The 13,676-nt window shown below is 46.4% G+C and carries 12 protein-coding genes; 3 read left to right on the forward strand and 9 right to left on the reverse strand.

Annotated elements, in window-relative coordinates; genetic code table 11:
* Positions 1 to 141: 141 nt before the first annotated feature.
* On the reverse strand, positions 142 to 507 hold the full coding sequence (locus S7335_RS21040) for a phosphoesterase-related protein (protein WP_227500085.1): 366 nt from the start codon (positions 505 to 507) through the stop codon (positions 142 to 144).
* Positions 508 to 945: 438 nt separating this feature from the next.
* Here S7335_RS21040 and S7335_RS21045 point away from each other — a divergent pair, with 438 nt between their 5' ends.
* Both S7335_RS21045 and S7335_RS21050 read left to right on the forward strand, forming a co-directional pair.
* Entirely contained in the window at positions 946 to 2,655 is a 1,710-nt protein-coding gene (locus S7335_RS21045; protein WP_006457985.1) for an alpha-glucosidase, read from the forward strand.
* A 160-nt stretch (positions 2,656 to 2,815) separates the two neighbouring features.
* Entirely contained in the window at positions 2,816 to 3,277 is a 462-nt protein-coding gene (locus S7335_RS21050) for a hypothetical protein (protein WP_006457944.1), read from the forward strand.
* A gap of 166 nt (positions 3,278 to 3,443) precedes the next feature.
* On the opposite strand, the gene S7335_RS21055 is transcribed toward S7335_RS21050, so the two are convergent.
* The 4 genes from S7335_RS21055 to S7335_RS21070 form a co-directional block, all read right to left on the reverse strand.
* Complete coding sequence (locus tag S7335_RS21055; RefSeq protein WP_006458082.1) at positions 3,444 to 3,956, reverse strand: DUF6653 family protein; 513 nt, start codon at positions 3,954 to 3,956, stop codon at positions 3,444 to 3,446.
* 131 nt (positions 3,957 to 4,087) lie between these two features.
* Positions 4,088 to 6,022 (reverse strand): protelomerase family protein, encoded by a 1,935-nt coding sequence (locus S7335_RS21060; protein WP_006457995.1) that lies wholly within the window; start codon positions 6,020 to 6,022, stop codon positions 4,088 to 4,090.
* A 1,068-nt stretch (positions 6,023 to 7,090) separates the two neighbouring features.
* Positions 7,091 to 7,813 carry a fasciclin domain-containing protein gene (locus tag S7335_RS21065; protein WP_006458089.1) on the reverse strand — a complete coding sequence of 241 codons (723 nt, stop codon included), beginning with the start codon at positions 7,811 to 7,813 and terminating at the stop codon, positions 7,091 to 7,093.
* 562 nt (positions 7,814 to 8,375) lie between these two features.
* Positions 8,376 to 8,672, reverse strand: coding sequence for a hypothetical protein (locus S7335_RS21070; RefSeq protein ID WP_038019362.1), 297 nt, complete (start codon positions 8,670 to 8,672; stop codon positions 8,376 to 8,378).
* A gap of 162 nt (positions 8,673 to 8,834) precedes the next feature.
* Here S7335_RS21070 and S7335_RS28065 point away from each other — a divergent pair, with 162 nt between their 5' ends.
* Positions 8,835 to 9,023 carry a hypothetical protein gene (locus tag S7335_RS28065; protein ID WP_157620607.1) on the forward strand — a complete coding sequence of 63 codons (189 nt, stop codon included), beginning with the start codon at positions 8,835 to 8,837 and terminating at the stop codon, positions 9,021 to 9,023.
* A gap of 36 nt (positions 9,024 to 9,059) precedes the next feature.
* On the opposite strand, the gene S7335_RS21075 is transcribed toward S7335_RS28065, so the two are convergent.
* The 4 genes from S7335_RS21075 to S7335_RS21090 form a co-directional block, all read right to left on the reverse strand.
* On the reverse strand, positions 9,060 to 9,698 hold the full coding sequence (locus tag S7335_RS21075) for a response regulator transcription factor (RefSeq protein ID WP_006458043.1): 639 nt from the start codon (positions 9,696 to 9,698) through the stop codon (positions 9,060 to 9,062).
* The gene (locus S7335_RS21080; protein WP_006457744.1) at positions 9,676 to 10,917 is read right to left on the reverse strand and encodes a sensor histidine kinase; all 1,242 of its coding nucleotides are present in this window, start codon (positions 10,915 to 10,917) and stop codon (positions 9,676 to 9,678) included. Before S7335_RS21080 ends, S7335_RS21075 begins: the two co-directional genes overlap by 23 nt.
* A gap of 96 nt (positions 10,918 to 11,013) precedes the next feature.
* Positions 11,014 to 12,723, reverse strand: a complete 1,710-nt coding sequence (locus S7335_RS21085) for an alpha/beta hydrolase (RefSeq protein ID WP_006457762.1) — start codon at positions 12,721 to 12,723, stop codon at positions 11,014 to 11,016.
* A 194-nt stretch (positions 12,724 to 12,917) separates the two neighbouring features.
* Positions 12,918 to 13,667 (reverse strand): VC0807 family protein, encoded by a 750-nt coding sequence (locus tag S7335_RS21090; RefSeq protein WP_006458025.1) that lies wholly within the window; start codon positions 13,665 to 13,667, stop codon positions 12,918 to 12,920.
* Positions 13,668 to 13,676 lie beyond the last annotated feature (9 nt).

Consider the following 13,676-nt stretch of genomic DNA (forward strand, 5'->3'; position numbering starts at 1 on the left):
CCGATGAGTTACAGAGTCATCCCTCGGCCTTAAATTTTGTGATCTATCCTCTCCTCATCTCAGCAGATTCAACTGGTACAGCGACCCAAAACGCGATAAGAAAAGAAGTCAGGCTATAACGTTTGGCATTAAGCCAAAACCTTAGTGAGAGCCAAATCCTTTTGCTTTCTCTCTCTTTACTTTCCTGTGTTTGGTTCGCTCGTAGTTTACAGTCCTAAACGAAAGCTGGTTACTGCCTGGACTGTACAAGGTGTAGGTGGCCTGTCCTAGGCTGCGCCCGACTGAGCCGACACCGACGATGCGCCGGGGCGTTTTGCTTTGGTCTTGGGTAGGTTGAGGGCCGTCAAGGGTGGTGACGGTCGAGTGCAGTTGGGTGAGAGTGACCCAGCACTCAAAGGTGCGGACTGAGCGTCCGCAGAAGAGATGGTTGGCATCTGCGCGAATAAGGCGATCGCACAGTTCAGTCGCAGGGGTTTCTGGCGTTAGCTCATCGGCATATCCCGCCATGCTGCCATGAATCAGCAAACAGTCGCATTCGTGAAAGCCAAAGTGCTGCGATCGCCCCCCAACTATACCGGTTACACCTGATGAACTAGAGAATTAGTTATAGTTGAAGGGCTTCTGTTACAGGTAAATCAGGGTGCTAGCTGCTCAAGTTCTGGATCGTAGAAGGATTGAGCAGCCATTCATAGGTAACCTAGCGTCAACATAATTCTGGGGCGTCACTATGAGGTTCCTGATGGAGTAAGCGATGGTAGTTTATTTGCTGCTTAGCGTGGTTTTGTGGTTTCGCAAACTATGGGATCGTGTTGAATGAGAGCAAACCTATCATCAAATCCTCATGCTCGCGTCATCAAGATTTAAGGTGTCAGGTTCACTCTAAGTGATACTTTGCAAAGGTAAACTCCGCTTGAAAGCGGCATTGTGCAAGGGATAGAATAGCCTATGGCATCCACCATAACGGCAGATGTAAAAACCGATAGAGATTACCGCTGGTGGGAAGAGGGCGTTATCTATCAGGTGTACGCGCTGACTTTTTCAGACGCTGATGGGGATGGAATAGGGGATCTAAAAGGACTGATCGAGCGACTAGATTACTTGAATGATGGCAATGAAGATAGCAATACTTGCCTGGGGATAGATGCAATTTGGCTCTCACCAGTAAATAAGTCTCCAATGGTGGATAACGGCTATGACATTGCTGATTACAAGAGTATTTGCAGCACTTTTGGAGATCTGGATGACTTTGACACGCTAGTAGAAGAAGCGCATCGGCGCAAAGTCAAGATCATTATGGACTTGGTCGTAAACCACACGTCTGATCAGCATCCTTGGTTTGTTGAATCTAGTTCTAGTAGAGACAATCCGAAGGCAGATTGGTATTTGTGGCAATCGGCAGAAGGTAGCCAAAAATTTCCTAACGACTGGCAATCATACTTTGGTGGACCTGGCTGGACATACTCTTCCGAGCGAGATCAGTTTTACTTTCACACATTCAACAAAAATCAACCCGATATCAATTGGCATAATTCTGAAGTGCGAGCAGCCATCCACGACATTGTTCGATTTTGGTTAGACCGAGGCGTGGATGGCTTTCGCTTAGATGCGTCTAGTGCCTACGTAAAAGACCCGTATTTTCGTAATAATCCACTGAAATACGGTGCTTCTGACAAGAACGATTACAATAACTATCATCACTTATACGATAAGAACCTACCCGAAAACCACGTCATCATTCAAGAGATTCGAAAGGTTTTAGATGAGTATGGCGATCGCGTTCTCATCGGCGAAACATTTATTGATAGCTCACTACTCGAATCAATTATCTTTTACGGCAAAGATAACGACGAACTCCATCTACCTATCACATTCGAATTTCCGTTTAGTCCTTGGTATCCCGGATATTTGCAGCGAAAAGTTGATAAAGTCGAGAGACTTACACCATCAGGTGCTTGGCCTACCTACTTTTTAGACAATCACGACATTCCTCGCCATTTGTCACGGTGGATTCAGTGTAGTTTGTGCGTAGATTCGACCGCGATCGCCAAAGCAGCAGCCACTTTGCTAATGACAGTACGCGGCACACCCATCCTTTATTATGGGCAAGAATTAGGCATGGAGGATAACACAGACATCCCTACGGAAAAGCAACAAGATGACGCGATTAGAAAGAGTAGCACTGGAGAAACTCCCCCACCTCGTGATGGTGCACGGACACCCATGCAGTGGGATAACTCCATCCACGCGGGGTTTAGTTTTGGTAAGGATGTTGAACCTTGGCTGCCCGTACACAAAAACTACACTGAGTGTAATGTCGCCTCTGAGCTAAAAGATCCAGATTCAATCTTGAATTTTTATCGACAGTTAATTCGAGTACGAAAGCAAAGTGCTGCGCTAAGGCGAGGAAACTGTAGATTTCTGATTCATTATCCCCACGAACACTTAGCATATCTAAGAGAGTATAAAGATGAGACTGTACTAGTTGCGATTAATTTTAGCTATGAGCAGCCATTTGCAACAGATGTAGAGATTGATTGCACTGGCTGGACAGTCTTAATTTCTACAGATTACGAGACGGATAAGATCATTGATCTATCCGATAGCCTTCAATCGTTTGAGGTGTCTGTATTATCCAAGCGTAATTATCGTTTGTAGATGAGTTGAGTATGGGAAGGAGAGTTAGCAAAGGCATTCGCTCATGCTAACGAAATAAAGCACATAGTTCGTCTGTTTGGCTCAAAAGGAAAAGAAGTAATAGAGCCTTTCTAGGGAATGCTGATCATAAACATACCCATTCACATCGATCTTATTCAATATGGATGCTAAAACAACCGTTGGAATAGGGCTTGCAGCTAGTAATCCTATCTTTCACGCTGCCGCTATTGCTGCTGGCGTTGCCAAGACAGGCACCGCTATTGGCACCCTACATGGTGCTGCTCAGACCAGTGCCACTGCAGCATGGGTAGGATTTGGCAGTATGAAGGTGGGACTGTTTGTGATGAACGCTTTTCCCATCATTGGTGGCCTCCTGATTCTAGATAGTCTCTGTGGATCGGACCACGGCTCTCCGCTTATCGATTGGTACGAGGAAGCTTGGAAGAAATACGAAGCTCAATGCGAGATGGAAGAACTCAAAAAGGAAGTCGATGTAGATCCTGACCACCGAGTGACTGTCACAAGGGAGCCGTCCTCTCTAGCGCAGCAAGAAGCTTTGTTTCTAGCTTTAGAAGTAGAACATGAGCTCTATCAACTCAAGAAGAAGCTAGGACTGCTTTGAGCGCTGCCTCGAGCACTGAGTGGGCCCAGTCGTTATCTAACTGGGCTATTATGAAATAAATATTGACCAATTGGTCTAAGTTATTTATTGTAACGAGGGGAACAATGAAAGCTTGCTGGTTACAACAGAAACAGCAAAGAATGCCTGCTTATTAGCTGGAGTCCCCTTATTCCTTCAACCAAGACTCGTAAACCGGATTGGTGTGCTTCATGTCTTCGTATATCCAGACCATGCGATCGCAAAACCACGTTTTGGGCAGAACGACTCCTATGATACCTGCGATAGTTGCCCAGAAGTTCAGACTAAACAGTCCATAGCTCCAAATTAACAAACCAATCAATGACATCAGTGTCAAAACATTTGCCGCTCGTAGATGGTGCTGTGGAATATTAACTTTCTGTCTATCAAGAAAAATACGTTCGCCAAAAGTTGCCTTTGCTCCCCAATTATTGGTAGAGGTTGGTGCTGGGAATGCCCGTGGGTTATACCAGATCCAAAAAAGGACTAGGCCGATAGGCACTAGCGCATACCAGCCTAGCCAAACTCGACTCCATATTGCCAGACTAATCAGTGGTACAACCGTAAAGATCCGAGTCCAAACGCTCCAAGGGCTGGCATGCCTTTGCCAGGTTTGGTCATTCATGGTCATCAGGCGCTCGGCTCGATCAAAAATATCCATTAAACCTACCTGTCTAGTTTTCTTTGTCAGAGGAATTGCCTTACTGTTCCTCTATATTCATTCTCACTGTTCCTTTATATTCATCAATGACTATGTTCATCTATGAAGCAAGATTGCTCTCATCCCCTTATCTACTTCCTAATACCGAGCGCAGCCTTAAGCTGTTCAATATCTTTGCCACGGTTCGCCATGCGTCCATAGAGACCGTAGTTATCGTGATGTTCCTTCAATTCATCTGCCATCTCCCCCTCGAGTACTCTTTTAATGATGGCCTGATTACGAGTCGTTAACTGCTTAAGGGTAGATTGGTTGATCAACCACCTTTCGCTGTCATCGGTAGCCTGCTGGTCGTTATATTGCATAATCTCGCGAATAAGATTGGCGACTTCACGTTCGACCTGATCGGAGTAATTCTGCTCTTTAGCGGGTTTCTTGGCAGCTACCGTCCGATTCTGTTGGGTAGTTGATTGTGTCTGAACTTCCTTAGTCTGCTGGTCTGTCCCAATCTGAGCTACCGTAGTCTGAGAATTCGCTTGATCATTCAGTGTGCCACCAAGAAGTTGTTGCAATTGTTGCAGTTGATGTTGAGCGGCCTCAAAGCGAACCAACTGAGCTTTGAGGCTCTCCCTATCATCATGCGCCTGCGCCAACTGTTTTCTAAGGCGTTGATTTTCTTGTTTGAGATGCCCATTAAATTCATGCGCCATGGCTAGAGACTGTTCAATTATCTGACTAGTCCCTACTCCACCTACCATCTTCTCTGCCTCAGCGAGCTTAGCCCGTAGTTGACCGTTCCGTCGTTGCTCTTCCTCTAACCGCTGGTTGATCATCTCGATCTTCTCACCTAGTTCAATCGGCTGGCACCCTAGCGCATCGGCTAAAGAAATTGCCGTATCTGCTGCATCTAGGATCAGCTGCATCGTATCGTGCTGAGTCCCTAAACCTAGCTCACCTTGAATTGCCAACACCCGCTGCTTATCGCTCTCAGAAATACCAATCCGACTCATCACGACTTTCTCCTTTTCAATTACCTCTGTTGTTCTAAAAGCTGTAATTATCTGGACTCCTGGTTCATTCAGGCGCACTCCCTTCCTCTGTCCTCTGTGTGTAGCAATCACCTGGTCACTGATTTCATAGTCGAAGTAGTGACGACTAGCAGCAAGCGATCGCCTCAGCTCAGTCCTGCCTTCCTCCAGTACTTTGTAATGGCCCTGAATCGCTGCTCTAAACTCCAATTCAGGCACATCTACTGGACAGAACCAGAAAGTCGCAATTGTGCTGTACACAGACCTAAATAGATGAGTATAGAGATTATCTTTGCCGTCTCTAGCGGGGACTAAGTCTTTGAAGGAGCGATCACAAGCCTGAGCGATTGCATGACTATAGGCGCGGTTAATCTCGCGGTTACTCATACCCTCGGTATCAAGGAGCGATCGCAATCGTCTAGTAGCAGAGACAACGCTAGCCGCCTCAACCAGCGTTGGTAGCTCGAACTCTAAAGCAACAGCTTCACCGCGACGTTTGACCGCGCCAGTGAACCAGACAGACCACTGAGAAGCTTGCTTAAACTGAGCGGTTTGAATCACCTCAGCAGCGCGTCGTCCGGTGGCTACTGCTAAGCCTGCTGCTAGTTCACTCCAGGACTCAGACTGCAAGAGTACCGCCGCTCGCCGGGCAATCTCATCGGGGTCATTAAGCGGTTTAGCCGAGCGCTGCGATACCGCCTGTTCAGAAGGCATATTGATCATTGTCCATTCTTCTGGGTTAAAGCCCACATCGGCTAGCGCCGGATGATTCTGATCAATCGCTTTAAGCACCCGTCTAACATCGGTGATGGGGTTCTTCTGCTGGCTAGGTGTGCTCAACCCTCGCTGTGCCATTCGTTCTTTAACTAAGACATCCCACTGCTGAGCCTGGTGGTGTCCATCAGCCGTATCAGCGACATCGACAACTTGAGGTAATAGCTCTCTCAGTAGCGACTTTAGCCACTCAGTAGAGCATTGCGCGATCGCCTCCTCCCAGTTGTGTTTGAGTGTTGTCATCATTGCCGTAGTGGCGATAGGCATGAGCTAGAAAGATGCTACGTTAAGTCCTCGACCGCGAAGCTAATTACATACGTTACTCTAGTATACGCAAGCTATCAGATATAGAAACAAGTATATATGGATATATTAGGTGATTCGATGCCTAAACGGAATTGATAGCTTGCTAGGGTGCTAGAAGCCGCCAGGATAGGGCAGCAATCGTGTCGTACCACAACCCGCTAAACGTAGTAACGCTCTGAGATTACTGCAGATTTCTTCGTTTAGTTCTTGAAGAACAGCAAGGTAGTTCGACTGTTCCTATCGTGTTTCAGCACGATCACCCTCATTGCCTGTTATTCACTAGAGAGCAATCACCCGTCTCTCTGCTTCATTTCCGGAGGATCGCCCGCCGTTCTGCTAGCTCTGCGCGATCGCCCGTTGTTAGTCGTGCAGTAGCACTAAGAGGTCGTAAACAGCGAAGGGGCTTCTAGTCCGATGTCGAGAGCCAAAGGAGAATAACGGTCTGTGAATTAGCAGGCCATAGCTTCATAGTCTCTGCCGTGCCTAGTAGCTATCTTGCCGCACTGATATTATACAATTGTATAACTATACCTTTACTACGCTCTTGCAGCTATCGTATTAAGTTGCTTTTCTTCAGTAGACTTTCAGCAGATAGTTGTAAAGAACTATTCGTGTTACTTTTTCCAAGACTATAAAAGACAACACGAATAAAAGGACTACCAAACAGGGTTTATTCCGGTTACCGTCCGGTGGGTAATCGAGCGTTTCAACACATAGATGGAACGTTGACACAGCACATTGTACAGATTTGAATCATCAAACTGAGAACTCATATCGGCCAACTCGAGTAGGAGAATGACGAATTGGCCGATTCAAGTCAGGGGTCAGGCACGGCGCTTTCTTTCAGCTTTTGAACCTATACGGGTCCATATCTATCCCTATCCGTACAAACAGGCTGCTTCAAAGTACTAAGCAACAATGTGTCAACGGATCGAAGGTCAGAGAGTACTAAAGAGAAAACGTCTTACCATCCGTCTGTAGAGCTTAAAAGGACCCAAACAAAACTACAGATGACTAGCTGGATCTAACCTACCAGAGTCCGCGTACGGGTTCTGCAGGAGCAGTTTCTTCGACCATGGGCTCTTCGACCGTGGGCTCCTCGATTGTGGGCTCTTCATCGATAGGCTCTTCGACCGTAGTTTCCTCATCCATAGTTTCCTCATCCATAGCTGCTTCTAAGCGAGAGTCAAGCTCTGCAGCGGTATCAGCTGGGACGAGTACACCGTCCTGTACGATATGGACCAATCCATTGGTCGCGGCAACATCAGAGCCGACAATCTGAATACCATCAACGAATGCTAAATCATCCTCAACCGTAATTGTTAGCTCTTCACCATTGAGGGTTTCAACAGTGCCAGGTTCGAGGTCTGCGTACATCACCTCCCCAGGAATAACGTGATAGGTCAGAATATCAGTTAGAAGGTCTTTGTTTTCAGGTAGCAATAGAAACTCTAAAACACCATCTGGAAGAGTAGCGAAGGCATCGTTAACTGGAGCAATAACAGTAAAAGGCCCTTCACCCATAAGTGCATCAGTTAGATCTGCTGCCTCTAGCGCTGCCTCCAGGGTGCTTAGTCCTTCAACATCACTGACGATAGTGGCAATATCACTTTCGGTAACGACATCGTCGGTCGTTTGTTTCGTGGTAGGGTTGGCCTCTAATACTTGTGCTCGAGCATCTACCGCTGGGACCACTCCAAAACTAATAGCACCTGCGATTGCCAATAGCTTGATTCTAGAAAATTTGATCATCGTAGCCTTCCTCACGTAACGAACTGTAAACTTGTTCCAGGTTAATTTTATGGTGAAAGGGCCCGCTTGGCTAGTTCACATCAATAGGCTTCCAGGAAAACTGCAACATCCACGTTTTGTCAGTAGATTTTCACCAGGCAATCAGTGAAACTGCATTTAGCTGTTGATCGACGGCATCTATCCATTGACTAAGCATAGAATCGGCAGATTTTATGCGTCTATCTGTTCTAATATTGTTAATTCCTAGCTACTCTTTCTTTGGTAAAAAGAGGTTAAACAATATTTTCTGAAAGAATATTGTTTTGTGATAAAAGATATCTATAGAGAATCTTTCCTGAAGGGCTACGAACTCTATCTTGAATATCAGACTTAATCGGACGTTAGGGAATTTGTTAGCATAAGCAGCAGGAGGAAGCAGGTAGAGGTAGGGCCATGAAAATGCAGTATGGAGAGCTGAAGAACAAGCCCCGCACCCTTCGCAGCTTAACAGGCTTGACCGCTGAGGAGTTCGAAGCCCTGCTACAGATATCTCAACTATTGCCGATAATGTCTATTGGCTTACTCAGGTAGGCCGATAGACATTATCGGCTAAGATTTCATCTGCACTGCGATCATCCAAAACAGGCAGACTAGAGCAAGCGGCGCCGATAGCCATGATGCTAGCGGCAACCTCTGGCCCTATAGTGGGTGAGGCATACTGCTCTAAGTCAAATTCTGAGGAGCCAACAGATGTAGTCGGCCAAGACACTGTTACGGTTACGTCCTGACCAGCAATCTGATCAAGTCCTTCTATGTGCAAGGCCCCGTCGGGGCCATATGAGTTTTGATGCTTAAATTCATAGCGCTGTCGCTGATGCACTGTTTTAGTTCACTTTACATCGAACTGCCTCTACAGTTTCGGTGCTACCTGCCAATAGTAAGTAGCTCTAGGCAGTTCTTTCTTGCAACTGCAAAATCGAAGGTCTTGACGGACTCGGGTAGAGAAATGTAGAGACGTATTCCTTCACTCCAACTGCTGCGGATGCGGAGTGTTCGGGTGATGCCAATGGTTTCGAAGGTGGCTTCTATGCGGGCGATCGCACCGCGTCTTGCCTCGGATGGTAAGGACTATCAATGTCGATATCGAGTAAGCCATAGCCAGTCGTGTGACCTGGCCTTACGCAGTCTACTCCTTTACTTTCTAACTCATATCTTCTTCCTCTCTATGTGAAACTTGTGCTTTTAGCGGTTTTGTCGGAACGACCAATTAATACAGTAAGTGCTGGTGTGCCCACAGAGCTGCTTGAGTGCGATCGCGTACATCTAGCTGACAAAAGATATTTGTCAGATGATTTTTAATCGTGCCTTCCGTCAAGTTAAGGTTTGCGGCAATCTCGCGGTTACGCTTTCCTTGACCTAACTGCTTGAGAATATCCAACTCTCTTTCACTAAATTGGCTGCGGTAGTCTGTTTTCTGCGCTTCAGTATCAGTATCGATGTGAGAAAATACCTTTGGCGCAATTGTTGGACCTAGCTGAGAGTAGCCTCTTTGCAAATTGCGGATTGCTTCTGCCACTTCCTGCGATGGCGTGCTTTTTAGCAGATAACCTAAAGCGCCTGCTTGCAGCGATTGAAATACATATTCATCATCGTCGAAAGTCGTAAATACCAAAATCCGAATCCAAGGATAGCGAGTATGAATTTCCTTGGTGGCATACACCCCATCGCAAATTGGCATGCGTATATCCATCAAAATCACGTCGGGCTGTTGGGTCGCCGCCAGCGTAATGGCTTCCCTACCGTGATTTGCTTCGCCTACAATTTCCAAATCTTCTTCTAGCGACAGCAGAGAAGATAGTCCTTGGCGAAAGATAGCTTGATCGTCAGCGAGTAAGAGTTTGATCATAGGGCACCGTAATTTGAATGCGCGTTCCTTGTTTAGAAGCACTATCGATTTTCATGCAGCCACCAATGGATTGCGATCGCTCTTGCATACCTCGTAGCCCGAATCTAGAGCCTGACTCCGTAGCAGACAATCCTACATCAAAGCCAACGCCATCATCTTCAATGTATACAACAATATTTTCAGGCGTCGCCCAACTGTACAATCCGATCACCCGCGCTTGGGCATGACGACGAATGTTTTCAAGTCCTTCTTTGATAATGCAATAGAGCTGATGACTGGTTTGGAGCGGCAATTTCGGCAGGGTTAACTTGTTTTCTACCACCAAATTGGAATCAGATTTTAGCGGTTCTACCAAGTTAGCGATCGCCGCATTTAGATCGAAAGCCTCCTCTCTAAGCGTTGTTACTGCGCGTCGCACCTCTTGCAGTGATTGCCCAGAGAGCAGCTTAGAGATATCTATTGCCTGCCTAGCCCCTGTAGAATTACGTTCATAGAGGCGCTGCGCTAGCTCTAGCTGAATGTCTAGCGAGGTCAGCGTATGACCTAGCGAATCGTGAATATCGCGAGCAATGCGAGCCCGTTCTAAGTCTGCGGCTAATAGCTCTACTTCTTGGGCAAGTGCCGCTTCCCTCTGACGGCTTTTGCGCTCAGAGATGATCGTCAGGCACAGGAATATGATCAACGAATTGACAGCAATAAAGGCGGCTGTACTATTGAGCACATAGTCAAACACCTGAATGGATTGAGGAATCTCATACATGGCTGTGACATCTGCTTGCGCTTCCTCAATGGGTCTATCTAAATACGTAAAAGCGAACTTTGCCAGCGCTATTTGCCAAACAGTGCCAGAAGCGATCGCAGTAAAAATAACTTCACGACGACTCAGTAGAAAGCAACTTTTGACCAGAACAAACCATAGAAATATGTCTAGGCCCCACTCAGAAAACAAGCGCGTTGCTAACAGTGCGATAATCTCTATCCATAGATAAGCCCGCTTTTGCCATAGCGGACGGTCTATAGGAAGCTGGAAGCTGAGAATAAAAAATAGAATTAAAACGCACAGGACAACGTAGTCGCCGCTAGAGATCTCGTAGCCTAGCGGCTTATAGAGAATGGGAAACGTTGCCCTAAGTACAAGAATTCCTAGAAATACCCATTCTACGTGACGCAAGATCTTGTGGATAGAAGAACAGGCTGTTTTAACGGTTGGCTGAGTCATGCGCCTAAACTCGTACTATCAATAGGTCTGCTTCGGTTTCAATCGTACGGCAGTTCTGAGTGCGATCGCCATGACAAAAGTAATTGGCTAGTGCTTCTATGGAATCGCCCTTATTAAATGAAGCCGGGTAGGTTCGGGGCTAACGGCCTGAACGTATGCGGCACTTAAGTAAGGTCGGTACGATTCGTCCTCAAGTAAGTGAACTTTCCCGTGAGCGATCATTAGAGAAATTGTCAAGCTAAAAAGTGCCCTCTCGGACTGATCGAACCTATCTAAAATATCGCTTTGCGGATGAACCCTCGTTAAAATGAATCGGCTCATTTCTGGGGTGTGCGCTGTATTCTCAGCCAGATAGAAATACTTTTGATTAGTTTGCAGCCACTGAAATGCATGCATTTGTTCTGGCACGATAGGAGAGGTCATATCATGAGCACCTCCCATAATCACCACAGGTGCATCCACATAGCCCATCCCTTGAGGCCCAAATAAACTTGTTAGCGGAGCGGAAGCAATCACTAGTGAAACCCGATTGTCTTTCAAGCTGCCATCGGATAGCCGTTGAATGCTCTTGGGATAGGCGGCTAGCTCTAATGCTCGGCATTGAATCAGCAGCGCCATATTCACCGTATCAGGTGTGAACCCTGCCGCTGGATCGCACTGGTTCTGCAGTCGCTCAATATCAACAGTGGCACCCGCTACGGCTAAGGCCGTATAGCCTCCGAATGAGCGGCCAATCACGCCAACGCGATCTAGCTGAAGGCGACTTTGAAACTCAGCACTATTTTTCTGCTCTAGCGTATCGAGTAGAAATGTGATGTCTAACGGGCGATTGACAAACGCCATTGTCTCGAATGACTCTTGCGTCAGACCGCGAGATAGGTTGCTTCTATAGTCTCTGTTGCTACCAATATGCTCTAATACCGCTACCGCAAATCCGTTAGCTGCCAAGCTTTGAGCCAAAGTCACTATGTCGGATAGGTGTCGATCATCTCCATACCCGTGAGAAACGACCATCACTGGAATCGATTCTATCTGAGTATTGGGGGATAAATCATGAACGCTACTCGGTAGATATAGGTCTGCTGCATAGGTGCGATCACGGCTTGGATCTTCTAGTACCAACGGCTGCTTTGTGACTTCAAACTGATCTATATCCGACAGTATGGGTAAAGCGCTGTAATTAATAGAAGATACTTGTAGTGCTGCAGCTTCAGATTGTTCAATAGCCATACTCACCAACTGTTTAGTTGCCTTTTCATTGGCGCTAATACTTCGAGAAAGGGCCAAGATTTTGAGCAAGTTCAGTCGAACTGCTTCTGTCGGAGAAAAGCGAATAACGTTCATCACCGAAAGCCCCTCTGGGTCGGCAGCGGCTGCAACTAGCGCACCTCGAATTGCCTGATGCCCATTTTGACGTCCCTGCGTCTGGATCATTGCGCCCAGCCTAGTCAGCATCAGCTCCCCCGTAGGGGCATGTAGCCACTGAGAGAGCACGAAAGGATCGCTGAGCCTGCCTAAAGCGCCTGTATTTAGAGCCGGTAGAGGTGTACCTAAAAATTGCTGTAATTCTTGACGACTTGAGGCCGACATTCCACCAATATACGGAGCTAGTTCGTCATTGACGGTGCCATCTTCTACAAAGGCTTCTAGAGAAGCGGTAGAAATTGCTCTGCCTAGATAGCCATAGTCAAAGTAGATTGTTTCGGCTGAGACGGCTGGTAGCGCTGCCGCCATGCTAGAGAAAAAAGCGGTTGCGATCACCTTCGATAGCCATCGAAAACGTTTTGAAATGTTCTTTAAACACATCGTCGGTCTATAGTCGAGAATGAAAGAATAGTGTTGAGCTATGTTCGAGGCTTTTGAGAAACCTTCGAAACAAGCTCTAGAAGAGTTGTACAAGCGAGTTGTTCTGTAGTCGTTCAGGAGAAAGCGTCTGAATATCTAAGATGCGATCGCTGCGAAGTGACGGCCATTTTCAACTGCAGCTGCCTAACCTACGTTTAGTTGCGATTGACTAGTTGCGATTGCGATCTTGATCGTTGAATTTCGCGCAGCTCTAACAAATCCCATAGATCACTTTCACTTTGATCTATACCTTCTTTTGGTAGAAAGTAAAACATTGTCCGACGAATAGAAACAATAACAATCCAAAATACAACAAACTCAGGTATTGTGAGTACAATTCGAGTGATGGCATCGACCTGTGCTACCTGCTGATTGAAGCTAGCCGTACCAAAATCGGCTTCTACAATCTGGAGATTCAGAAAGAAGTTTACAATTCCTGTTAATAGTGTAACCACCAGCATCGTTTTGGTGCCTTTGACCAGTGAGCGATAGACTTTTGACTCTTTGAGCAATGCCTTAAGTGACTGTTCCTGCTTTGGTGTATTTGGATTAAAGGCTTGCACAATTAGGTAATACATAACAGGTCTGCGAACGATAATTGATCCACCAAACACCAGCGCTATAAAGATAGTACCTACGCTGTCTTTGAAGGCAAACTGTACGCCATCGACGAACCAAAATGCTAACAAGCCCCGCCCGATCGCAAAAGCACCAACATAGCTAGTAATCAGATTAAACCGTTTGGTGATAAAAAATAAATCGAGTAAGACCCAAAAGATAGAAACTAGAGCAGCGACAATATAGGTGATAACTGTTCCCAGTTGTTCATTCAGATTATTCAAGATCCAGATGGGAATAACAGATCCCATAACGATGTCGAGAATCAATTTTACGCTGCGATTCACGGCTAAATT

Origin of the sequence: Synechococcus sp. PCC 7335 (assembly GCF_000155595.1) — a bacterium.
In the GTDB taxonomy this organism is placed as follows: Bacteria; Cyanobacteriota; Cyanobacteriia; order Phormidesmidales; family Phormidesmidaceae; genus Phormidesmis.